Consider the following 24,150-nt stretch of genomic DNA (forward strand, 5'->3'; position numbering starts at 1 on the left):
GGGGGTTGTATGAAATCCATCTTATCTCAATTGCAAGAAAACGGATTTGTCGAATTGACAGACAGCGCGCAACTGTGGACTCGCGAAGGAGTGGTGCGCGAAGCCATCATCCGCGCCAAATCCAACAGTGACTCAGATTTCTTACGCGGATGGGAAGGGGATCTGTCCGCCGAGTATTACCTGACATTCCATTGGGTGGACGCATCGGAAGTCGCAACCCATGACTTGGCTGACATTCTTGAAACCGCCAAAAGACTCAACGCTATGCCCGAAATGACGGAGGCTGCATGAAGAAAATACTCATCTATCTCATGGGCGTGGCATGTGTTGCCCTGGCAATGTCTATCATTTTATTGATCGTCAACTTGTGTATACCTTACGCGCCCATCTCCATGGAAATTTTTTTACCGGTGCTTTCATCATTTGGCGTCTGTATTCCAATTCTCTTAATGGAACTTGAGTCAGAAGTGGTGTTTCATTGAAATATTAAAGAGCCTTAATTGGCTCTTTTTTTCATTCTGAGATTTAATTTCAAATAATGTGAGATAACTAACACTTTTGATAAAAAATGTCAATTAAATCTATTGACATGTTAATTATATTTCGTATGATCAATACATACAAAGAGAAAGGGGTTTCAAAATGATTATCGCCACACTTACCACCGCAGCCGTCATGCACATCACGATCTGCAATATTTTAAACCGCATCTGTGCAATCTAATTCACAATTCAATTCAAAAGGGGAATAACAATGGAACAAATCATCAACGCCACCACCTTAAAATTCACAGCCGTTGCAATCGGTGTCGTCCTTGTCGGTTGGTTGGTCTGCACTTTGATTGGCGGGTTGTTCAACTCGGTGTCGTCATCGAGCAGCATGTACGACAAAGCCGACGCCGCTATTGCCGCAAGCAAGGCCCGCTAACCACACCATTCAGGACTTCTTATGAGCAACACAAGCAAAGTTTTCAGTAATAAAATCAAACGTGATAGCAGAAAAATCAAACGTGAAATTCGCTTGATCAAAAAATTGAGAGACAAATCCAAACGCCGCTAATCACCAATCCATTCACGGAGCATTGCATGAACTTATCAACCCAACTTTTCCACGCCGTCGAAACCGCCAACTTAAAAGCCGTTCGTTCTATCGTCTTAACCAACTTCCGCGAAAAAGATGGACGCGTGGACGCCGCACAATTGACCGCGCTGACCAACAGCAGAGCCACCACCTGCGACGCCACTCCCATCCACTTGGCCTGCTGCTTGTACCGCAAAGCTCTGCTGACAAACGACGATCAACTGGCTGGTGTGTACAACACAATTATTGAAGTGCTGGTGCGCGACGGGTATGCATCCGTCACCACACTGATGAACCGCAGCATCAACCGCCGCACCGGCCAACGCGATGACTACACTGGAACAACGATCTTCCAATTGTTCAAAGGTTGTCTTCCACCCTATGTTCAGGAGTATGTCAAATCCATCGACATGACCACGTACGACAAGTACACCGCTTCTATCAACTGATTGATCCCAACATTAAAAACTTAAAAAGGAACCGCTATGAAATTACGCTATGAAAAAAAATACGGACAAAGCGCATTAACCTACTACACTTTGCGCGCAGCGTTGTACGCAGCCATCGCTTTCAACATCTACGGAGTCTTCTATGTCTTCTGTGTTGAAGAAAACGATCCCATGACCTATGAAACGCCCGTATCCATTCAGGAGCGAGCAAAATGAAGACATCTTCACAGCAACGCTTAAAGCGCTTTGAACGTCAAACACAAGTCCAGTTGCACGCCGCCTCCATCCTCTGTCTTGCGCTGGTTGCGTTTGCCCTGGGTCTGGCTGTCTGAGAGATAACATCATGTTGCACATATAAAAAAGGGCCGAATGATCGGTCCTTTTTCTTTTGGTGTGTTACGACAGTTTGAGTTGCAAATTCAGTTCGTGTTCCAAACGTTTCACCCGATCATCCCAATTCTCCACCGGTTGTCCTGCGGCCACGCGCAAATCAATAACGTATGAGTCGTATTGCAATCCTTCCAGCGCACTGGCTTTCTTTTTCAGGTAGTGCCGCCGCCTGCGTACCGCACCGGGCGTCATCGACAACGAATTGCGAACGTACCAGGGCGCTTGCACTTCTCCGTACACACGACGCGTCCAGTTTGATTTGAGTGTCACGTACGAGCGAAACCAGAACGAACGCCACACTGACCGGTCTTCATGGTTGGGCGTAATGGAAACACGGACCTCTCTTAACCAGCAGTTTTCCTCCGTCAACGCCATGGTGACATCGATGAGCCGCGCGCGGGGGACAACAAACAGGTTCAACCCAGCTTTGGTGGCCGTAGCGGTGTATGGACCTGTGACATCCATCCGTTGAGCCTTAAATCCAAACACAAGAAGCGATGACATCTCACCCACACGTTGGGGTGAGCCACTGCGTGCGGTCAACGCCAACACGACATGCGTTGGCAACACCGTAACAAACACCGTGCAGCGCTCCTGGGTCCATCGCGCCGCAATAGCTTTTTGGACATGCGCCATGTCGGTTCTTGGGGATAAATGAGTGAGATGGTTGCGGCTTCTAAGCAACCCCTTATCACGTATACGCTCCAACTTACTTTTCCACGTGGGATCCATGGTTGTGGCGTTCGTTGTCAACGCCGAAAGGCAATCGGAGTTCCCAAATTTTTGGATGCACGGTATGCACGAGGGGATCCAGTTGTCCATGGAAACCTCCCCACCCAATGCCACAGGTATGGCGTGGGTAACGCCCCACGCGTTTTTCTTTTCCGCATTGATCACATCCCCGCAGTACGCGCACACCCCGCCAAACAAACCCAATATTGTGGGACGCGCGTATTTTGGGACGCTGTGCCGTTTGCGTTTGTTGAGCGTAAGAATGATCGAGAGCATCTCATCTTTAATATTCATGTTGTTCCCCTGTTGATGCATGTCTTACTCAATCACAATTTGCTGTATTGTCAAATATTGGCCTTGACAAATTAAGCGCGTGTGTTGCTATGTATATATCCACCCACACAGGAGAAAAAAATATGAATTTCAATGATGAGAACTACCAGCGGCTTGCGAAAGCGGCTGGAAATCTTGAAAAGAATAACGGTGACGAAAAGTCGGCGGATGAGTTTCGGTTGGCGCTTGATGGTATTGTCAATCTTAATGCGCTCAACGAACAAGGCAACTCAATGATGCATATTGCTGCGTACAAAGGGCAAGCGTTTGTCCTGAGTGAGCTTATCAATGCGGGCGCGGACATCAATATTGAGAACGAAAAACATGGTGTTCGACCGTTGCACTTAGCCATCGTCAAGAATTCGTTCGGGTGCGTAAACGAGCTTTTGAAAATGGGTGCGGATGTCAACGCCACAGACCACGAGGGGTACAACGCCTTGCATGTCGCAGCGGCGTACAGCTTGCCGCAAGTGACTGAGAAAATTCTACAAGCAGGAGCCGACGCAACAGCGCGTACTAAAGATGGACAAGTGCCAGCGGAACTCGCAGACGATTTTTCCCTACGGGACCGTTTGACCGAGGCGTTGAACACTCAGACCAATGCAAAAATCATGAGTGAAGTCACAGCAAGCCTGGACGCAGAACCGGTGCGAATGCGGCGGCGAATGTAATAGAAAAACGAAACCCGCTTCGGCGGGTTTTTTGATAGACTGGGATGGAACTGGACGGTGGAGGTGTCCTTTGAAAGTAAATGCTTTTCAACTTATGGTTGAAAATAGGTTTGACGAACTTTTGACAAGTATTGATCGCGGCGAAGTCGATAATCTTAACGCTGATGGTCGTGTGCTTGGGATGAAATTGATGCATTACGCAGTGAGCTATGATAAGCCGTATCTAATAAGAGAACTTGCTCGCCGTGGTGCTGATGTGAATTGCATTGATCACGAAGGGAGGACACCCTTGGTGTCGGCACGGACAGTGGAAACAGTTAAGGCTCTACTTGAAGCTGGCGCAAACATTAACGCAATGGATCATTCTGGTCTTACGCCAATCTTCCATCTTTGGGGTGATGTCGAAACTGATGCTATTAAATTGCTTGTTCATGCGGGTGCGGATGTCAATGCAAGAAACAAAGACGGCGAAACGCTTCTAATGCATCACTTCATTAGCGCAAGTGAGTGGTGCGCTAATGAAGTTAATCCAGTGGCGTCCCTAATCGCCCTTGGGGCTGACGTTAATGCAGTCAACAATGATGGTGACACTGTTTTACATATGGCAGCATATGGGGCAAATGGTGAGGAAGTAATTGGGGTTCTGCTTCATGCTGGTGCCAATCCCTCTGCATTAAATGCCAAGGGGAAAACCCCCGGTGATGTTGCAAACAGATCGGGCATTAAATCGATTATTCAACGAGCAGTGCTAAACGCGGAGTTGCTTGCGTTATCTGAGAATTCACCGGACCGCATCAAGCGTGGTGAAGGTGGGATCTGACAACTAACAATTTTTGGTTGCACGATAGGCCGTCCAATGGACGGCCTTTTTTATGCCCGTTGAATTCTCAACACCTGACGATGAAGTGTTCCAGGGTACTTGAGGCAGGACAACGTATGTATAACCAGAACGGCTGGACGAACAAAAGGTGTTTGGTTTGAGAACCTGACGCTGCGCGCGTTGACCGGACCAGACGCTTGATTGTTGTGCGAGAACCAAACGGTATCACCAGACGGCTGCACGCACGAACCCACAGAGCGGACCAGACGACGTGTGCAGGCCGTCCGAACAGACGGCGCACAGGTGTCTCGCAAGCAACCAGACGTGCAGCCAAGAGCCGCAGGCGAGGGCAGGGGGTGCCCAGCCAACAGGTACAGACGGCTGACACACGAACGACTTGACAGCGGTCAAGACGAGCTGCAGGCCCAAGCCGTGGTGTGGCACTGCAAACATCCAGAAGAACAGCACGAGACGGCCAGGACGGGGCACTGACTGGCGGTGGAGCGCGCCAGTGGGCAAAGCAAAAAACAAAAAAGCCCGAGCGCCCGCAAAGAGCAACAGCGGGACGTCCGGAGCAAGTCAGAAGCGAAAAGCCAGAGCAAAAAACAAAAAAGCGAAAAGAAAAATCAAAACCACGCGGGGGCCGAAAGTCTACAGCCGTCGGTTTGGGACTGAACAGAACGTATGCACATGTCGCACCTTCGGTGTTGTAACGCGGTGTACATAGAAACGATTAAAAGCACACGAAAAGCCTACAGCAGCAAGGCTTTTCAGATGTACACGCATGTGTATTTATTTGCCTTAATAAAATACCCAAAAACCATTGATTTGCTTGAGTTTCGGCAATGAGCTTGACTTTATCCAATTTTTTGTTTGAGTAAAGGAAACAAAAAGGAGGAAAAATGAAAAAAATTAGCAAGCACATCAAAATTACAGAGCGGCAGAACGAACGTATTGAACGTCAAATGGCCGGTTGCGGTATGACATTTGTCGATTGGATCCGCAACGCCATCGAAGTAAAGCTCAGTCAAGTGGAAACAGTGGACGCCATTGAGCAAGCAAAACAGGATTTACTGCGCACCCAAAACGACCTGCGCAAAGAACTGGCAAATCTCCGGCTCAACCTATTGGCCGATCAAAAATCCTTTATTGAGAAAGCCGAGCAGGTCGCTGACGCCATGTCCGAGCATCACATCAAGATCGCACAGCAACACATTTCAGGAATGACAACCGTTCTCAATAGGGGGCTTGAGTCGGGCGCGCTGCATATCGGCTCACCGTCATCGTCAAGCAGCAGAAGCAGTCATTCATCGGGTGGATCGCAAGTGTCATTCCCCAGCGGTGACAAATCGTAATTAAAAAAATCGGTCGTGGTGTACAGGGGAGCCTCACGAACGATGACCAACAACCTCCCCAGGTACAAAACTATTTGAATTCACAACAAGGAGAATGATTTATGAAAAACATTGTATTGGCAGCAGCGGTGGCAGTGGCGTTGGCAACAGGCGGAATGACTGCACACGCACAAACCCAGCAAGAGGACCAACGGCGCACAGAGAAGGCCGGAAAGATCGGCTGTGTTGTCGGCGGATTGTTGGGCGGTGTGGTGGGCGCGAAGGTCTTCAAAGACGATCAAGCGGTTGGAGCGGTGGGCGGTGGAGCATTGGGTTGCGCGGGCGGAAACTTCTTTGGCAAGAAGTGGAGCAAAGCAAAACAACTCAAAGAGTTCCAAGAGGCACAAGCCCAGGCGCAAGCCGCAGGCTTGACCGCAACCGTCGATGCGCGGGACGGTGTGGATGAGCGCGGCAAACCCACCAAAGAGTTGGGCGCAATGGTGATTGCATACAACCCCAGCGACTTGTCCCCGATGTCGGCGAAAACATCGGCGGTGTTCGACAAGGTGGCCGCAATCAGCGTGCGCTCCAAAAACCAACTGACCTTTGAGTTCAGCGGACGCCAAGGCTGTGAGTTGCCGTTGGCCGAGTTGGGCAAGCGTGGCGCATTCAACGGCGCGGGTGTTCAACACGCGGTGAAGGTCAGTTGCGGACAAGGGGACAGCAAGTTCGTCATCACCCCGTTGCCGGAATTGGCGCGTCAGTAATCCAAAACGATACTGGGCGTCGCAATGACGCCCAGTATCCCCAGCACGTTGAGCAATCAATAAGGAGTGAATATGTCAGACGATAAAAATAAAAAAATTGATCCGCGCGCATTAGAGATGCAGATGGTTGACGACGAGGATCTTGTTGACGACTGCAACAGCAAGGATTTGGATCGGGCGGTTGATAAGACAGTCGAGGCCGCGCAGAAGGTCAAAGATGGTGCAAAAAAAATCGGAAGTGGTTTGTGGGGTGGATTGAAAAGTGGCGCGACAGCAGCCGCCAAGAAAGCTTCCGAAGTCAAAGAAAAACAACAACAGAAAAAACACGATGAGGCCAGCGCGCCGAACATCGTTGAAGAGCCTGTTGTCGCACAAGCAGAAATTGTTGCAGATAAAAGGGTGGGTTACGACCTTACACACTCAGCCCCAGCAAATGTGTCCATTGCAATTGCCCGTGCGCCCGAAATGGATGAGTCATTCTTTAGCGATGATCGGGTTGAACAACCTGAGCTGCAGCAAGACGATGAAAAGAAACACCCTTCACGCAAACCCATTGTGTTGGTCGGCGCGGCATTGTTGATCGTTGCTGGTGTGGTTGGAGGCTATCTGTATTGGCCCAGCGACGACACCACAACAGTTGCGGTCGAAGAGGTTCAAGAAGAAAAGCCCATCGTGGAATTCAAAACCAAACGCGGTGCGATCTTGGATGAGCGCGTGACGGCGATCTTTGGAAAGACCTGGGTCGATGGTGAGAAGTCTCTTGTGATTTCCAAAAATGGTGAGGTGGTGTTTATCAACCCTGTGGGTGATGTCCGCGAGGAATACAACATTGAGCCATCGGGGGAGTACGAACCCAATCAGACCAATCCGCGCATATTGATTGATGCCGGGAATGGATTTGTCAGGGCATCGGTCAATTATGGAAACGCAAGCAACACGGTTCCCAAAAGCATCGTCTTTGATGAAGTGGCTGGCGTGTCGATTGTGTTCCGCGAAAAGTCGGTTGTTGATGCCGAGCGTGCGCAACAAAAGGTTCAAGAGCCAACCGTCGTTGAAGAGCCGAAAGTTGAACAACAACCAATTGCTGTTGAACCAAAAGATGTGAGTGTTGAACCTCAAGCAACACCAAAGGTTGAAGCGAAGGTCGAGCCGAAAATTGAAACGCCCAAACCGGTTGCGTCTGTTGCACAACCCGCGCCACATCCACGACCTGCCCAAACAAAACCTGCGCCCAAAGTTGAGCCGCGCAATGCGCGCTCTCAGAACTGGCAGGACAAAGCCAGCGATGATTTGGACGAATGGGCAAAACAATTTTAAAACTATTGACAATGTTAGCTTCTGTGTTTGATTAAACAAGGCATATATATAAGGAGTCAAAATGCTCAACAAAATATACGATCAATACAAAACAAAGTTCGGCCTGTCGCTGGGCAGTAAGATTTACAATTTCTACGGGCGGCGTCTTATTCGCACGCCGTTGCACAAGTATCCCAAGATGAACCCACACTTAGAGCGGGAATATTATTACAACGTGGGTGATCGAGGCAGTACAGCGGATATTTCTGAGTCGGAAAGCAATTGGCGGGATAACAGTTTGCTTTTGGCTCAGATCCGCGACGAAGAGGCTCCGCGTGTGTCGCGAGGCGTGTTTATGACATCACTTTCCATTATTTGTCTTTTGGGGTTGGTGTTTTGGTTCATCATTAAAGTATAAGGGGGTGATATGGGTTTAAGTATTTTTACAATTCCGGATTTTATCGAAAAGCTGTGTGGTCGGTTAAAAGGCCAAGGCTCTATTCCAACGAGTGAGCAGAAAACAATCAGTAACGCCAACAAGCGTTTTCATCGTTTGATCAGTCGCGGTGACCGCCATGTGCTCAATGGTGAACTGCCAAACGTTCAGCTGAAGGACTACGAGAAAGTTCAAAAGATGGGCGCGAAGATGCGTGAGGACGGATCGTTATATGTGCCCGAGGGCGTCAATCGCGAGCCATTTCGCATGTACTCGCCGATGGTCGCAGAAGACCTGGATGACGAACATTCGACGTACAAAGTCACAAGCGACGGCTTGCCCTGGGAAAACTTTGTCACCCCAACCGACACCACGCAGGGGGGCGACTCAACAGCAACATCAATTGTCTACGGAATGGTTCCCGTATTGGCTGCATTGACCATTGTGTTGCTGGCGCTGCCAGGACCGTGGGCGTTGCTCGCGTGTCTGCCCGCCGCCTTGGTGATACCGCACCTCATTGCGTTGTACCAAGGTGAGTCAATCACCGAGGCCGTCAAGAGCGGATTTGTTGGCTTCATCCTCCCGGTTCTCCTGTCGTTGAACGTGGTGTCCACTGTGAAAACAGGGAAAGCCGTGGCTGCACTTGACCAAGCGCAGTTGGTGTCAACCACTCAAGGATTTAAGTTGGCGGATGTGGTAGCGGGACTAACCAACTTTGCCACCGGCCAATGGGGTTTGGTGGGCAACATCTCCATGGCCTTGGGTCTGTTTATTGTGGGAAGTGGTTTTGTGATGCTACTTGGCTCATTGGTGAATGCTGGGAACGACTCAAAAGTTGGCGGGGCTGTTCAAGGCGGTAAAGCCTGGGTGTGGGCGTACGCCAAGTTATGTTTGGCCTTGGGGTTGGTGTTGTCACTTCCACCCGTTATGGCTCCATGGGTGATCTTATTGTTCGCATCAGCGTACGCAATGCGCTACACCGAACAGAATTTCCAAGCGCGCGGCTGGGTGTTGGATCAGCAAAACAAACGGATTGGCGGTGTGATGCAGGATCACTCGTATCAACGTGATATGGAAGACCGTCAGTTCCAACGGATGAATGTTGAGAACGACAAATCTCCGGACATCGTGATTGCTATTTCCACAGGGTATTTGGCGCGCAAGGGCTACAACTTTAGTCCCGACCAAAACAAGTTCATGGTGATGTCGATCAACGACATGTGTACCCACATGTTGAACTTGGGGCGAACTGGTATTGGTAAAACCACCAACTTTGCCCGTTTGATCGCCTTGCAAATAGCTCTGGCGGCCATGAACGGATACCGCGTTGGTTTGTTCGTTTTGTGCGGAAAGGGAACGTTGCCCGGAGAAGTCCGAAACGCGTTGGATTGGAACATCAAGCCTGGTATGGCGGTGGGTTTAATAGAGGGACTGAAGGCAATGGATTTGGCCGACGCCATCAACTCAATGGTCGCCAGTTCGTCCGACAAAGACAAGATGTGGAGCCAAGGGGCGGACAATTTTGTGGTGAACACCTGTCTGATTTTTGAGGCGTTGTGTGAGCATGAAAAAACGGTCTACAAAAAAGCTGTTTCGGAATTAACCAAGATCGACGCAATGCTTCCCAATTTGGAATTCATTGTGAAACAGTTGAATACCAATCCCGACACCAAGAAAACTGAGCAGCATCACAAAGCTGTTCGTGAGTTGCAAGACACACGCAACCGCCGTGAATTCTATGCCAAAGAAGTGAGCCGTCCGCGCGAATGGCAGTGGAGCTACGACCATTTCGTGAAGACCAAAACAATGTTGAACGACATCGTTGTTCCCAAAGGCGGTGAAAAGGGCGAGATTGGTCCGGAAATCAAACGCTGGTTCAACTTCTTGGGCGTGAATGTTCAAGGCGAGAGCCGCAGCCCCATAGCCATCCACCCCAAAATTCAAGTGGAAGGTTCTGCGTTGCAAAAAGCTGTGGGCTACATTGCCGAAATCTGGGCCCCGTACGCCCACGAACAACGCCAATCGTTCCTTTTGAACGTTGATCAACGCATCAATCCTTTGTACCAGTCCGAACAGTTGGTGGACGAAAATGGAACCCCCTGGACGGCATTGACAAGCGGTGTGGATATTACGGGCGTTATGCGTGGAGAACGCATTGGGATCGACCTTCCGGAAGCGTTGTACAAAAGTGCAGGTACAGCTGTGCAAATCCTTTTGAAGCAGCGGGTGTATGCAAAGCTTAGAAGTCGGGTGGAAGCCACCGATTGGCGCAAAGAAATGCCCGATGACACGGTGTTCATCCAGTTGATGGACGAATGTCAACTGTTGGTCAGCAAGCAGGAAAAAGATTTGCTGCCAATTATACGTTCGCTTGGAATGGGGGCTGTGTATTTGACCCAAAACGTCGAAGGCTTGATGCAGTGCTTTCAAACACGTGAAGAGCTTGATGCGTTCCTGGATTGTTTCCAATCCGTCACCTGTTCCATGGCCTCCAAAGCAAGCTATGAGTGGGTTGCAGGTAAGGTGGGGCATGGGTCGATTGTTCAATACGAACCCACGGGTCGTGGATTTGATTACAAGGCCAGCACCAATGCCTTCAAACGTTCAACACTCAATGTGGACGATCACCCGCAGCGTGCGTTCTTGCGGAAATTGAAACGCTTCGGCATGGGGAAAGTTGTATCTCAAGACATGCTGGTCAGCGATTACGGCCACCGTTGGGATCAAAAGATGCAGGCGTTGCAGGGGACCAATGTAGGTGAATCAGCGGGATCCAAGATGCGATCTGCAATCATTGTGGGTGGAGCAGGATCAGCAAAAGACGGCGAGATTGTGTCAGCGGTGGAATTGGAACGCGAACTCAACACAAGTGGTGGTACGCGTGCGTTGGTGTACCTCAACCGAGGAAACGTGCGGCGGGTTGATTTTGCTAAAACCATTCCTGTCACACCCGGCAAAGTGGACAAGTACATGGAACGGTTCAAAGCGGAACGCTTGGAACCCGAGAACTTCCAGAACGAATTGGCATAAAACAACAACTCAAAATAGGAGAGCAATAGTATGAACAAACACATTGAAGACCAGAAAGCCTACAACGACGCAATGTTCAGCACCAAGTTGGAAGATATCTTCCAAGCACCGGACGACATATTCCGCGCGGAAAAGCAGCAGGCAGCGGAAAGCGGAGACCCCCAGGCGCAAGCCTGGGTGGACCACGACGCCACCGTTGATGGGCTTGAGCGCCGCATTGGACAGTACGACCATGAAATTGAACGCCGCCAAGATCCAACCCATGTGTTGAAGTTGGAAGAGCACTACCAAAGCATTTTGCACGCGCGCACCGTGTTTTTGGAGAACAACCCTAAACCCTTAGCGTTTGGTAAAGACGAGTGGCAGAAGAAGTTCAGTGAGTACGAACAACAAATTGAAGACAGCAAGCAGCAGATGCACGAGTGGGAAGAGAAATCCTCCCCCGAAGTTTTGGCAGAATTGACCAAGCGCCGCAATCAAAAATTTGAAGAGTTGTTGGAGGCCACGGGCGAACGTCAGAAATTGGGTGAACTGCCATCGGAGCAATTGATGCACGCCCAGGCGTCAGCGGATGCATACAATCTTTTTCAAGGCCGTGACTCCTTTTCCTTAGCCGAGCGCATCCAGAAACGCCGCGAGACTTCCGACGGTGACAGCGGGCAGTCCGAACAAGGAGAGCGTCAAGGTGGGATGGCGTGGGCGGCAGAAACTTTGGCAAAACCAACTGAAGAGGAAAAGTTGTTGGCTGACTTGCAGCACAAGTTCGTGTTGGAAAACAACCGCTGGCCCAAGGAGAAGGAAATTGACGACCTTCTGTTCAAACATCAGCGCACGCAAAGCGGGCACGTGGATGTTGAAAGCGAAGAACAAACACATGTACAAACCCAGCGGCGAAGTCAAACTTACACCCAGTAACACAAAAGGCCGGGAATTCCCGGCCTTTTTATTGGGCGGTTGACAATATTGATTTCTCTTTTGTAATAAATACAGATTGCTAGAAAAGGGGAATTCATGAAAACAAAAATTATTCTATTTTATCTTGCGCTCATATTTGCAATTCCGTGTGTCGCGCACACTACAAGCGCATACAACGAAAGGCCCATGATTAGCGAAAATCCGATCAAGAACGCCAACGAAACGCAGTGGTGGAATTTCTTCAAGAAGAAAAAGCACGAGCGGATTTGGAAGGGTGTTCACCCCGATATGCGCACCAAGTTGGAAGCGGTGTACAGCGCGATGGCCAAACGCGGATTTGACATCCGCCCCATGGAAGGGTTGCGCAGTGAAGCACGTCAAGCGTCGTTGCTTGCCAGTGGCAGTGGGGTAACAACCGTGGGCGCTGGCATGAGTTGCCACAACCACGGATACGCCATCGACAGTGTGATGTATGTGGATGGTAAACCCACCTGGGACATGGACAACCAACACGTGCGCGACGGCTACCTTCTGTTTGGCGAAATGGTGCAGGCCGTGGGGCTTGAGTGGGGTGGTGCGTGGACAACCATCAAAGACTATCCCCATGTCGAAATGCAAAGCGAATGCCGTGTTGCCATTCGCGCAAAACGTAGCGGTCAAAAGCCACCCGTGATGGTGGCAGACCCAATGCAATTACCGCCCGACATTCTGTTGGCGTCGTTCGTTCAACCCAGTCCCAATGGAACCATATGCACATTCGACAGTCCGTGCGAACAGCAGATCTTTTTCGCCGCAATGATGTGCCCAACGCCTCTACACACGCCAGAACCATTGCCGTGGTCCGTGATGAGCGGGTATTACGCGTACAGTTGGACTTGACACATTGCAAACCCCCTTTAAGTTGAGTGAAAAAGGGGGTTTTATATGAGCAAGATATACGATGCGTTTGGGCCGGTGGGGAAACATGTTGCCCCCCACACTTTGGTTCGCCGTTGGGATACCGCACTCGCTTTTGCTTTGGGGGTGTTTGTTCTCACCTATGGAGCTTTGATTTGGCTTGTGCGTTTAATGGGTGATACCACGCAGGTTCCCTACATGCTGCATCTCATCGTGGGCGCAAGCAGTACGCTCCACTATTTGACTTTGGGAATTTTTTCGCCCGACAATACCAGCACTGAAATTCTTGCGCTGACCAATGCGAAAATTGCAACCTATGTGAGTTTTGTCGTGGCTATGCTGTGTGGTGGTACTGCCTTGCGCATCGGTTTGGTGCCGCGCCGCAATATGTACGTTCTCGATGGCCCTCAACTTCGCCAAGGCAAAGACGCCGAAAAACTGGCGCGGCAGATCACAAAGAAGGAGGTTGGCAATGCCACAAATACACTCGCGCTGCATCCACTGTTGCGTTTGGCGCAGACGACTTTAAACCGCCACATCCTTATATATGGATCCGTTGGCTCAGGAAAGACGGAATTCTTGAAGCGTTTGCTGCAACAAATCATGCGGATGCGCAAGAAACTCTTTTTGTACGACGTAAAAGGCGATTTCACAAGTTTCGGAGACTTTGGCGCATCCGACAGCGAACCACAAACCCGCTGGGCAAAGCGCTTCAAAAAAGCTGTGGTCAACACGGTGGTTCCCCGTCCCATCATTCTCAGTCCGTATGACAAGCGGGGGTATGTGTGGGATGTTGCCTGCGACATCCACACAAGCATGCAGGTGGAGGAATTCGCCCGCAGCATGATTGCAGACAACCCCGGTGAAACCAATCCTTTTTTCACCAACGCCGCACGCATGATTTTCGTAGGCTCTGTGCGCACACTGATTGCCAACAAGCCCAGGCAGTGGAATTTTACAGATCTTAATGAGCAACTGAATAAAACCGCAGCGCAGATGCAACCCGACATTTTGGCGAACTACGCCAAAGCTTTTTCGCTGATCGAAAACGCTGAGTCACAGACGACATCCAACGTTATGTCCACGGTGATGTCCAATATGCAAGCGGTGGAGTATTTGACGCAGGCGTGGCCGGTGGTCACAAAGCGGCGGTTCTCAATAACAGAGTGGGCGTCCGACAGTTACCGTGGGCGTAAGGCGGTCATTGTTCAAGGTGGCGGGATGGAATTGCTCACCAGTGCGTACATTTCATCGTTGATCAACACTTTGGTGGGTGAGGTGATTTCGCCAAAAATGACCGAGAACAAAGACCGGGGAATTTACATTGTGCTCGATGAGCTGACATCCGCTGGACGTTTGAACATCATGCCGCTGATCGACAAAGGGCGTTCCAAGGGTGTGACGTTTATTGCCGCCATTCAAGAGCTTGGGCAGTTGGCAAAGGTCTATTCACAGGAGGACGCCAAGATCCTGCCCACCATTGTTGGCACGCACGTGATTTGTCAGCTGCAGATGTCTGAAACACGCAAGCACGTGGCCGAGATGTTTGGAACCAACGTGACAGCATCGCTGGCGCACGATCCGCAGGCGAACGTGCATCAAGATGGCCGACAGGTGGTGTTTGAGCATCAACTGACCAACGAGTTAGGCCCGCGCAGTTTGAAGAAAGGCTTTGAAGTCCGAGCCATTGTTGCCGTGGCGGGCTACGACCCAATGCTGTTGGCCTTTCCTGGGTTCCCATTGGAGGTCAAACGTCCTGGGCAGGTTCCAGCCAAATGGATGACGGAAGCCGCTGCGGTCAAGAAAGACGATGCTCCTTTGGAACCCCGCGAGGAAGCGCCCAGTGGAGGGAGAACCCATTCCGTTATGACTCAAGAGGAAATATACGATTTGTTCCGTTAGTGTTGACTTTAATGATTCATCTGTTTGGATGAAGCAATACCATGTAAAAGGGGGGTTTATGGATGCACGTGTGAGATATGAGAATTTCAAAAAGAGCAAGCGCTCATCCAGTGTCAATTTGGATGATTATGAAATATCATCTTCTGATTACGCAAATTTCCTTTTGGGGGAGCTGACATTAGATGAGCGCTTGCAAAATCTTGATGTTGTAGAAGATGTGCTGGCGAAGGTGGGGTATCCTTTTATTGAGTATTGGGGTGGATCACAGTTTGATACGGCCAGTCGCGAGCTTGCTGAGTTATACTTGCAATATGGGAACGTTGGTGGTGACACATTAACGATCAACTCATACGGTGGGTCCGGCGTGGACTTTGATGCAGAATTTAAAAACGCCGCGCTGTCGCACAATATACCGGTGATGCGATTGTTTTACAGCCGTGGGTGCAGCGTTGACGGCAGTGGCGACCTCAACGACTCACCGTTGCACACAGCGGCACGTTTGGGCGATCATGAATTGTCGGAATTATTGATCAACGATTTTGGTTGCAATCCATTTTTGAAGAACGCCGAAGGGCGCACGCCATATGATATCGCTATGGACAGGGAGTTGTGCCAAGCTGCTGCACTTGGTGATCTTGAAACGGTCAACACACTCATTGATGAAGGGTATCCATCTCAAGGCGCGATCAATGAATATCGCGGAGAGGGGTATTACTACGGAAGCGTTGAACATGGTGTTCCAGAGCGCCCGCTGTATCGTGAACGTATCTTGGAGGACGTTGAACCCGCGTGGAAAATTGCTTTGGACAATGGGCACGTCGATGTGTTTGCGGCGTTGATTGATCGTGTTGGCCCCAGCGACTACTTTTTAACCGACTCGCACGAACATAAGTCGGCGCTGTGGTGTGCCATTGACACTCAATACAACAGTGTCGCCATTGAGCTTTTGGAGCAGGGCGCAAATATGCATTCGCTTTCTCAGGAATTCCATTTGGCCGCATCCCTGGCAGACACCACTTTGAGCGAGAAAATGCTTAATTTGGGAGCGGATGTTCATCGAAGATTGAATGTCCTCATTGACGATCCTCAAAATCAGTATTTCATGACCCCTGTGGCTGAGGGGCTTACTCCACTCCATTGCGCAGGATCCGCCGAACAAGTCCGATTGCTGATCCAGCATGGGGCGGATGTCAATTCCGATGCCATGGGTGCCCAAATGATGCGCAGGGAAAACGAAGAGTTAATGCATTTCCACCCCAAAGGCATTACTCCATTGCATACAGCAAATTCGCCGGAAATTGCGTTAGAACTGCTCAATGCGGGCGCGGACAGCAACAGGGCGCTCATTGATATTCATCAAGGTGCAACACCTGCAATTCATCACAGAGCAGATGGTCGTGGCGATATCGCGGACGCTATTGACAGTTTTGTTCAAAAACAAACACTCTTGGCTCAACTCACCAACACCGCAGAACTCACAGACGAACAACCACGGATGCGCAGGCGCATGTAACGAACGCCCGTCAATTGACGGGCGTTGAGCTTGACATTGGGTCATTCTTTGTTTGAGTGAATGGATACATCACTTTCAGGGGATCCCAATGTCATATTTCAATCAGAGGTACAAAAGCGCCATCATTGACAACAACGTCAATGAACTGAAATTGTGCGTTGCCCAGTACGGTGCAAACGCCCACGATGAAAGCGGGATCACCCCCTTGCATTACGCCGTCCTGGGAGAGCGAACCGAAGCCACAGCCATTTTATTGGACAACGGGGCCAATGTTGACGCGGAAGATATACATGGTGTACGGGCGTTTGATTTGCGCAAGCCCATGGTTAACAACCGTGAGCAGCACCGCTTAACCGCACACCAAGCTGCAGCGCTGGGGGATATCGAACAAATCCGCGCCTACATTGCCTTGGGTGGCGATGTGAACACCACCGACCACAGCAAGCTTTCGATCTTGCAGCACGCCTGTATGCAGGGGCACGCGGATATCGTTGACGAGCTTGTGTGCGCCGGAGCCGACTGCCGCAACGTCCACCCTTCAACCACCCCTCCTGTGCATCTGGCCGCGCTCAGCGGATCACCGGAGACACTGAAAAAGATAATGGACACGGGGGCCGACCCCTGCCAGTTGGATCCACTCAAGCGAACCGCAATGCATCTGGCCGCACGCAGCGGCAGCGTTGCGTGCCTGGAATTGCTGGCGTCGCACAGCGTCAACGACTTGGACATGCTCAAGCAAACACCGTTGGATACAGCCCGCCAATTTGGCCGTGAGCAAGCGTCCCAATGGTTGGAAGATCACGGTGCGCAATCCGCGCCCTCAACCACCCACACCATCAACGAAAACGACGCCCTGGCGTATAAGCAACGCTTGCTGGGATCCGCGCGCATCCAATACGAGGTGGGACGGGGTGATAAACCCCCACGCATGTGCTTGTGAACGCTCCTGTTGTCTTGACAAATACCATTTGTTTGTTTGGATGTTTGTATCAAATTGATGGGGGCAGCGCATGATCCAAAAGAAACCACTGAAACATAAATCGCAACGACCCAAGGGCGATGATGTCATTGACTATTTACTGTCGGTTCCCGACATTGAATTGAAGGCTCCATCCCACATTCAAGAGTCGGGGCAGGTCACTGACTATTATTTGGACGGCACACCGAATGTCGGTGAACTCTATTCAACCTCACAATGGGGTGGGAACCTTGCCGCAGAACTGGGGTTGATTGGCAAGCCCGTCAACAAAGACGACATGATCGCGTTGTTCGACGGCTTCTCACCAGCAGGAACAGCGCTGTGCCAAAACGCGGGCGCGCGACCAACAGCGGAAGTGAAAATTGATCCCAAGACAAATAAGCCACGTCTCAACGATGATGGAACGGTTATGACCGTGGACGTTGGTGGGCGGCGCGCAGGCTACGACTTAACCCATTCGCCCCCCAAATCCGTCTCACTGTTGATGACTTTGGGCGACGACGACACCAAACGCATTGTCATGGACGCGCAAAAGTTGGCGGTGGAAACATCGATGAAATTTATGTTTGAAAAATTCACTCAATGCCGTCGCGGCAAGGGTGGTAAAGATGTCATCGATGTCGATGGATTGGCGTACTCCATGCACATGCAATTTGGTAGCCGCGAATTGGAGCCGCACTTGCACACGCACGTTTTGGTCTACAACGTGTGCAAAGGCAAGGACGGGGAATACAGCACCTTTGACGCGTCGGAAATCTTCCGTTTCTGCCACGCCGCCGACATGGTGTATCAAAACACCTTGGCAACGCAGTTGTCCAAAGCGGGCTTCAAAATTCACCAAGAAGAGACATTGGATGCGCGCGGTGAAAGAACTGGGGAGCGCAATTGGGAAATCGCGGGGTTGCACGACCGGGATTTGATTGACGAATTCTCCACCCGGCATATGGACATCATGAACGAGCGCGCCAAGGGCACGTCCGATGCCGAGGCGTGGGCGAAGACCCGCAAGCACAAAGATGAGCCATCGTATCCGGAGTTGATGGACCACTTTTCAAAATTGATCGACAACGTGCGCCAGCGCCGCCACATTCCGTCCATTGAGGAATTGAAGAGTCAATCCGATGTGCGGTGTGAACCGCGCAGCCGTGAGGAATTGTTGGAGTTGCTGCACGAACACGACGCTGCTTTTAGCTACCCCACATTGTTGAAGCAACTTGGAATGGAGAACTTAGGCTTTGTCACCGCAGCCGAGCTGTTTGACCTGGCTGAAAAGGCCATCACCAATATGGACGATCTGATGGAAATCAACCCCGAAGAACTGCACGAAGACGACAGGGGGAAAACACTGGCGCGCAAGCACACCGAAGCACGCTACGCCGCCCGTTGGATGGTGGACTGCGAAATCGATCTGGTCACCATGTCCAATGCACGCCAGAAAGAAGAGTGGTGGAAGATTGACCAAAAGGTTGCCAACACCATCATCGCTGAAATGGAGAAATTGAAGGGCTTTAAACTGTCACAGGAGCAGCGTGTTGCGGTAAATCACATTGTGTGCCAGACCGCAGGTGTTTGCATCGCTTCTGGTTTTGCGGGAACCGGTAAGACAACGGTTTCCGATTTTTACTCTGCGGTGTTCCGTGCGCAGGGCAAGCAGATGTTGGGCTGCGCCATCTCCAATCAAGCCGCAAAAAAGCTGGAGGAAGAAAGCCGCATGGAATGCCGTTCGGTCACCAAAATGCTGGTGGATTTGTCGCGCAACCGTCTAACGCTCACCGAAAACGATGTGGTGGTGTTGGATGAATCTGGAATGATCGATGTCCCGCAAATTCGGGCACTGTCGGCGCACTGCAAGAAGGCGGGCGCGAAATTGATCTTGCAAGGCGACGAAGAACAGTTGAAGCCGGTGGGCGCGGGGCAGGGCATGGCGTTGATGAGTGACGTGTTGGGCGAAAGCACCATCACCGAAATCCGCCGCCAAAAGGATGTCGTTATGCGCGATATCATCAAGATGTTCTACCAATACGATGAAGACGGACTGCCCAAGAAGTCCCGTTCGCCAAAATCGCGCAACGAGGTGTTGGAACAATCCAAAGAAATTTGGAACGCACTGATTGCGGCGGGATGTATCGATGAATACAACACCCAAAAGCAAGCGATCAAGGCGTTGGTGAGCGACTATTTTGCGTCCAATGCGACGGTGGATGAGCGGTTGGTGTTGGCCCACTCCAACGCCGATCTTAAAACACTCAATCAAGCCATCCGCAAAGGCTTCCAGGACAAGGGTGAGGTTTCGACCGACGAGGTTGTCATTCGCGCGATGGGCAAAAGGTATTTTGAAAACATCGCCATTTCAGTTGGGGATCGCATTCGCTTCACAACGGCGGACAGTGTGATGAAAGTGGTCAACGGAACCGAGGCAAAAATCACAGCGGTGGTTCCCAACCACAAACGCGGCGGATACAACGTATCGGTGGACATAGAAGAAAAGGGTGGCGTGCGAAAACTCACCTTCAACACTGAGGAATGGAACGCCATCCAGCACAACTACGCGCGCACCGTTCATGGCGCACAGGGTCAAGGAAAAACAGATGTCTTCTTGCTGGGCAACGCGGGTATGACCGACAGCAGCAGCCTGATGGTTGCCATCTCACGCGTCACCAAAGGCAAGTTCACGCTGTACGCCACGGCAGACAACGTGGAAACAATCCGTCAACGCGCCGCTTTGGATCACCGCAAGGAGAACACATTGCACGCAGGCATCCGTGGAACGGAAGGCCAGGACATCACCAAATTGTTCGACAGCCTCAAAGTCAAACCCAACATTTGTCCCATCAAGATCGACATGAAATCGGCCAACACACGCACAAAGAAAGCTCGCGTGTCCATCGAAGACAAAGAGATGTTTGACTGGGTTCAAAAGCATGTGGACGCCATCAAGACCACCCACGATGCCGTAACCAAACAACGCGCGAACACCAACACCCAAAGGATCTAGTGTGTATAAAGAAAGCCACCCATTGGGTGGCTTTTCTTTTACAGTGCCAGTGCGATGATTGCAGCGGCTGCGGACAGACCAAAAATCCATTTCATCCATCCCCATGCGTTGCGTTTGGGTGACGGCCATGTGCATTGCCGTGCAATCGCCTGCCGTCTGGAATTCATGCGCAAAACGGTGTTCACGCGAACATTGGGCGGCTTGCCGTATATGCGCCAACCGGCACGTTGAGCCGTGTACCGCCACGCGTACTCATGATCTTCGGCTTGCTCTTTTGTTCCTTCCATGGTTGCCAAATGAACGAAGGTAAAGGGTTGATTTCCCCATCCACCAGTGGGGTTGCGGTGTTGGCTCTCACGCCGCTTCAAGTCTGTAGTCTGCCCCACATAGCAACATCCGTTCTCAAACAGCAGCGTGTACAGATGTCGGGGGCGGGCGTGGTATTTTTCCGAGCGGCCCAATCCTGCCGCTTTACCGCCACTCAAACGCCCCCTTTACGAGCTAAGTGGATGCCGTTGTTTGTCAACAGCGATACATCCATGCTCCATTTTTGATTGTTGGCGGACCGTTGCGTCCACAACCCGAATGCATCACAGATGTGTTGATCTAAGAAATCATCATCACATTTAGTTGCGCTTTTGAAGTGGTGCCGAACAAGCTCTTCTTCACCAATGAGCTTTGAGTAGCCGTAATTCGTCGCCTTCACGCAATTTTGGCACGCACTCACCAAGCGCTTGAGGGTTTGCGTTTTGCTGTCGTCGCAATACTCCCAGCGGGCCAGGACATCCAAATACTCATTGCGTTTGGCGTCCTCCACGGCACCACACAATTCGCATGTGTGGTTGCAGCGCTGACGCAGGCCCATGGACAGACGTTTCCAGTCGGACGGATCCACCGCTTGCTTCACGGATCGCATCCAGGAACTCATTGGCACCATTGTGATGTGCAAATGGTTCCCGCCAAACGTGCGGTCCTCGCCGACCAGTTCTACAATTGGGTTGGGGTCGTTGATGGCATCGAAATGCTGTTGCATTTGTTCGATGGAGTCTTGTGTATCGGCGTACCATTGCTTGGTCTCGCCGTCAAAGCGTGCGCCCAAATCACGGGCTGTGTCTTTATTGGCATAAGGGACGTGGAAATACTGAGCGGCCATTAGTCCTCCTGTGCGGCGTTTGCCACTTTAATGTCAGATATTTTTTGTTGAGGACCAGACCAGATCCACGAGAAGAGATGGGCAGGTGAGTCATAACGAATAGGCTCACCGATAAAATTCTGTCGGTGGGTTTGCCCCAGGCGGACGCGGCCTGTGTACGACGTTGCATTGTGCGAGACGGTGTAATGACCATCCGAGCGCACATTTGAAAAGTGGTAGCGCCCCTTACTGTTGGTGCGACGTTCAATCACCCGGTTGGTTTCGTGGTGGTGGAACCGGACCACTTCACCCGCCATGGGTTTGCCATCGGCGTCCACCACTATGCCGTTGATATCCGACGCCAAAACGTAAGCTGCATGAGCGGGTTGGGCGGTTAAAGCAATCCATGCGATTGCTGCAATCAATAATGCTTTCATCGTAAATTTCTCCTATAAAAAAAGGGGCACCTTTCGGCGCCCCTATGAATGTTTGCCGAGTTGTATGCGGGTTTCCCCGCGCGCGTAAAAATCAATCCAAAACGTACGAGAAGCCAACACCCCCACCGGGTTTCGCGCCACCGGAACCAAACGTCAAACCACCCGTGACACGAATGCGTGGACTGACCTGGGCGCTTCCGCCGAACGCCACAGCGGTTTCAGGTCCGTACGCACCAACAGCGGCATGCACGGCAACTTTTCCGACCGGCAAATACTGACTTGCCATCGACAGTTGCCCCATTGCCATGGCTTGAGCGCCCAATCCGTTGATTCGCTTGTCCTGCTGGGAAATACGCCGGTTGGTGTCTTCCCAACGGTCGTTCCAACGGCTCTCCATGTCCCACAACTGCCCGCCGTTCACGGCGTCAGTTGAACCCTGCGCGATACGTCCAGGCGCAACACCACTCACGCGTGTCGAACCACCCGAGGCGCTTTGCAAGGTGGCTGTGGATTTGCTTTCGTCGTCGTACTTAACGGCCAACGGGTCTGTAGCACCGTCAATACCGTCCTTTCCGTCCACGCCATCACGACCGTGTAATGACTCAAGCCACTCTTGCTGTGATCCCTGAAAGCCATCGGCAACCGCCACTTCATAAGCACTGCGGCCATCCAAGCCATTCAACCCGTCAACACCATCCCGTCCGTCAGTTCCAATTCCATCTTTTCCGTCCTGACCTGGAGGACCTGCGGGGCCGGGAATTGACGAGCCACCGCCTGGGTTGTTCTCCACGGTGGTGAGGCGTCCGTCGAGCGACACAAGAGCGTCGTGTACGTTCGTATAGCTCGAGCCCCCTAGGTTGACGCTCCATCCGTTGTAAACGCCGTTGGTAAAGCCGGCAGTGCCACCCAATGATTGGCTGACAGCCGACAACTGCCCAAGGTTCACTGCGTCGGTGCTGGCAATGCCGTTGGACACGAACAGCAAACGTTTTGTGCCATTGGCGTTTCCATTGCCAAACGACACCGTGTTGGCCTCGCCACACTCCGAATAATTGCCCAGCGATACGCAGGCTCCGTTGACCAGGGTGTTGTTGCCCAAACCCAAACCGCCATTGCCTACCGCGTTATTGAAGTGACCGACCAGTGTGCTGTTGGTTCCGCTGGCTTGGTTGTATGTTCCCGACAACAGGTTGCCGCTTGCTGTTTCGGCACTGCGGTTCCCATACCCGAACAGGTAGTTGCTTGTTCCGTATTCGTAGTTGGACACGCCGAACACTGCGCCACCTGCATCGGACATGATGAAGTTGTTGGTTCCAGAGATAAAGCCGCTGTGGCCTACGTTGCTCGTTCCGTAAATCATTGCGTAGCCGTACAAGCCATTGCTTGAACCGTAGGCCATTGCACCATTGGCAAGTTCGTCGCTGACGTTCATATTTCCGGATACGAAAATATTATTGCCGCGCAACACATTTTCCCGGCCTGAGACAAAGATCTGAGTCCCATCTAGTACACGATTTTCAATGCCTGTCGCATATAAATTATAGCCTTGCAGGTAATTTCCATTTCCGTATGCGGTGTTGCGTGTGAGTCCATACATGACCGATGGATCGGGAGCAACTGTGGACGACCAAATGCTGGTGTTGCCAAAGCCATTGAGATTATTTTTCACGCCATTATTGATGTTGTCATAACCAATTAAAATGGCTCCGGATGCATAGGATGGAGCATCATCGGTGGATGTGTTGCCTTCACCGACATTGATTGTTGATTGAGCTGCAGCATGTCCGCTTAAAGCCATGCCGATGCATAGAGCTAAAAAAAAGCAGGAATGTTTACTGTGTTTCATTGGACCTCCTTATTGTTAGTGTGTGAATTCACTAATTCAGGAAATCAGACATTACAATTTTGTCAATAGCAAAACCGCGACTACGGTTTCGGCTATAAAAAAAGCCCCCGTGATGGGGGCTTGCCGAAGAGACGTAAGGGGGTTGGACGTTCCCGGCACAATTAGAGCATCAGTCGATATGGCCAAGTCAAGCTAA

Annotated in this window: 23 protein-coding genes; 18 read left to right on the forward strand and 5 right to left on the reverse strand. The window is 51.1% G+C overall.

The annotated features are described in order from the left end of the window. Window positions 1–9: 9 nt before the first annotated feature. From ACSYS9_RS09850 to ACSYS9_RS09870, 5 genes are all read left to right on the forward strand, one after another. A complete protein-coding gene (locus ACSYS9_RS09850; protein WP_088470201.1) occupies window positions 10–291 on the forward strand; it encodes a hypothetical protein in 282 nt (93 codons plus the stop codon). Continuing rightward, window positions 288–482: a hypothetical protein gene (locus tag ACSYS9_RS09855; protein WP_088470200.1), complete on the forward strand. Its 195-nt coding sequence runs from the start codon at window positions 288–290 to the stop codon at window positions 480–482. The genes ACSYS9_RS09850 and ACSYS9_RS09855 overlap by 4 nt, the downstream gene beginning before the upstream one ends. Window positions 483–753: 271 nt before the next feature. Next, window positions 754–927: a hypothetical protein gene (locus ACSYS9_RS09860; RefSeq protein ID WP_158490959.1), complete on the forward strand. Its 174-nt coding sequence runs from the start codon at window positions 754–756 to the stop codon at window positions 925–927. 158 nt (window positions 928–1,085) lie between these two features. Continuing rightward, on the forward strand, window positions 1,086–1,529 hold the full coding sequence (locus ACSYS9_RS09865; RefSeq protein WP_088470199.1) for a hypothetical protein: 444 nt from the start codon (window positions 1,086–1,088) through the stop codon (window positions 1,527–1,529). Window positions 1,530–1,565: 36 nt separating this feature from the next. After that, window positions 1,566–1,745, forward strand: a complete 180-nt coding sequence (locus ACSYS9_RS09870) for a hypothetical protein (protein WP_141097811.1) — start codon at window positions 1,566–1,568, stop codon at window positions 1,743–1,745. 180 nt (window positions 1,746–1,925) lie between these two features. Here ACSYS9_RS09870 and ACSYS9_RS09875 read toward each other — a convergent pair whose 3' ends face one another. After that, the gene (locus ACSYS9_RS09875; RefSeq protein WP_141097810.1) at window positions 1,926–2,945 is read right to left on the reverse strand and encodes an HNH endonuclease; all 1,020 of its coding nucleotides are present in this window, start codon (window positions 2,943–2,945) and stop codon (window positions 1,926–1,928) included. Between the two features lie 122 nt (window positions 2,946–3,067). On the opposite strand from ACSYS9_RS09875, the gene ACSYS9_RS09880 reads away from it, so the two are divergent. The 13 genes from ACSYS9_RS09880 to mobF all read left to right on the forward strand — a co-directional run bounded on the left by ACSYS9_RS09880 (window position 3,068) and on the right by mobF (window position 20,539). After that, window positions 3,068–3,655: an ankyrin repeat domain-containing protein gene (locus tag ACSYS9_RS09880; protein WP_158490958.1), complete on the forward strand. Its 588-nt coding sequence runs from the start codon at window positions 3,068–3,070 to the stop codon at window positions 3,653–3,655. Between the two features lie 70 nt (window positions 3,656–3,725). Then, complete coding sequence (locus ACSYS9_RS09885; protein ID WP_143570037.1) at window positions 3,726–4,475, forward strand: ankyrin repeat domain-containing protein; 750 nt, start codon at window positions 3,726–3,728, stop codon at window positions 4,473–4,475. Between the two features lie 902 nt (window positions 4,476–5,377). Further along, window positions 5,378–5,830 (forward strand): hypothetical protein, encoded by a 453-nt coding sequence (locus ACSYS9_RS09890; protein ID WP_182681023.1) that lies wholly within the window; start codon window positions 5,378–5,380, stop codon window positions 5,828–5,830. Between the two features lie 101 nt (window positions 5,831–5,931). Beyond that, window positions 5,932–6,576, forward strand: a complete 645-nt coding sequence (locus ACSYS9_RS09895) for a glycine zipper 2TM domain-containing protein (RefSeq protein ID WP_182681022.1) — start codon at window positions 5,932–5,934, stop codon at window positions 6,574–6,576. Window positions 6,577–6,648: 72 nt separating this feature from the next. Then, entirely contained in the window at window positions 6,649–7,893 is a 1,245-nt protein-coding gene (locus ACSYS9_RS09900) for a hypothetical protein (RefSeq protein WP_197631383.1), read from the forward strand. A gap of 61 nt (window positions 7,894–7,954) precedes the next feature. Beyond that, complete coding sequence (locus tag ACSYS9_RS09905; RefSeq protein WP_197631384.1) at window positions 7,955–8,290, forward strand: hypothetical protein; 336 nt, start codon at window positions 7,955–7,957, stop codon at window positions 8,288–8,290. 9 nt (window positions 8,291–8,299) lie between these two features. Then, window positions 8,300–11,338, forward strand: coding sequence for a hypothetical protein (locus ACSYS9_RS09910; protein WP_197631385.1), 3,039 nt, complete (start codon window positions 8,300–8,302; stop codon window positions 11,336–11,338). Between the two features lie 30 nt (window positions 11,339–11,368). Continuing rightward, window positions 11,369–12,253 (forward strand): hypothetical protein, encoded by an 885-nt coding sequence (locus ACSYS9_RS09915; protein WP_440569194.1) that lies wholly within the window; start codon window positions 11,369–11,371, stop codon window positions 12,251–12,253. Window positions 12,254–12,349: 96 nt separating this feature from the next. Beyond that, complete coding sequence (locus ACSYS9_RS09920; RefSeq protein WP_440569196.1) at window positions 12,350–13,132, forward strand: M15 family metallopeptidase; 783 nt, start codon at window positions 12,350–12,352, stop codon at window positions 13,130–13,132. A 45-nt stretch (window positions 13,133–13,177) separates the two neighbouring features. Next, window positions 13,178–15,052, forward strand: coding sequence for a helicase HerA-like domain-containing protein (locus ACSYS9_RS09925; protein WP_440569198.1), 1,875 nt, complete (start codon window positions 13,178–13,180; stop codon window positions 15,050–15,052). 28 nt (window positions 15,053–15,080) lie between these two features. Beyond that, a complete protein-coding gene (locus ACSYS9_RS09930; RefSeq protein ID WP_440569200.1) occupies window positions 15,081–16,565 on the forward strand; it encodes a hypothetical protein in 1,485 nt (494 codons plus the stop codon). 88 nt (window positions 16,566–16,653) lie between these two features. Then, a complete protein-coding gene (locus ACSYS9_RS09935) occupies window positions 16,654–17,505 on the forward strand; it encodes an ankyrin repeat domain-containing protein (RefSeq protein ID WP_440569202.1) in 852 nt (283 codons plus the stop codon). A 70-nt stretch (window positions 17,506–17,575) separates the two neighbouring features. Then, window positions 17,576–20,539 (forward strand): MobF family relaxase, encoded by a 2,964-nt coding sequence (mobF, locus tag ACSYS9_RS09940; protein ID WP_440569204.1) that lies wholly within the window; start codon window positions 17,576–17,578, stop codon window positions 20,537–20,539. A 38-nt stretch (window positions 20,540–20,577) separates the two neighbouring features. Here mobF and ACSYS9_RS09945 read toward each other — a convergent pair whose 3' ends face one another. The 4 genes from ACSYS9_RS09945 to ACSYS9_RS09960 all read right to left on the reverse strand — a co-directional run bounded on the left by ACSYS9_RS09945 (window position 20,578) and on the right by ACSYS9_RS09960 (window position 23,954). Next, on the reverse strand, window positions 20,578–20,907 hold the full coding sequence (locus ACSYS9_RS09945) for a hypothetical protein (RefSeq protein WP_440569206.1): 330 nt from the start codon (window positions 20,905–20,907) through the stop codon (window positions 20,578–20,580). 113 nt (window positions 20,908–21,020) lie between these two features. Then, on the reverse strand, window positions 21,021–21,692 hold the full coding sequence (locus tag ACSYS9_RS09950; protein WP_440569208.1) for a DUF5710 domain-containing protein: 672 nt from the start codon (window positions 21,690–21,692) through the stop codon (window positions 21,021–21,023). After that, complete coding sequence (locus ACSYS9_RS09955) at window positions 21,692–22,108, reverse strand: carboxypeptidase regulatory-like domain-containing protein (RefSeq protein WP_197631386.1); 417 nt, start codon at window positions 22,106–22,108, stop codon at window positions 21,692–21,694. The genes ACSYS9_RS09950 and ACSYS9_RS09955 overlap by 1 nt, the downstream gene beginning before the upstream one ends. A 91-nt stretch (window positions 22,109–22,199) precedes the next feature. After that, window positions 22,200–23,954, reverse strand: a complete 1,755-nt coding sequence (locus tag ACSYS9_RS09960; RefSeq protein ID WP_440569210.1) for a YadA-like family protein — start codon at window positions 23,952–23,954, stop codon at window positions 22,200–22,202. Between the last annotated feature and the right edge of the window lie 196 nt (window positions 23,955–24,150).

This window comes from Stenotrophomonas sp. STK17_22, assembly GCF_051983905.1.
Taxonomy (GTDB): domain Bacteria; phylum Pseudomonadota; class Gammaproteobacteria; order Xanthomonadales; family Xanthomonadaceae; genus Stenotrophomonas; species Stenotrophomonas maltophilia_A.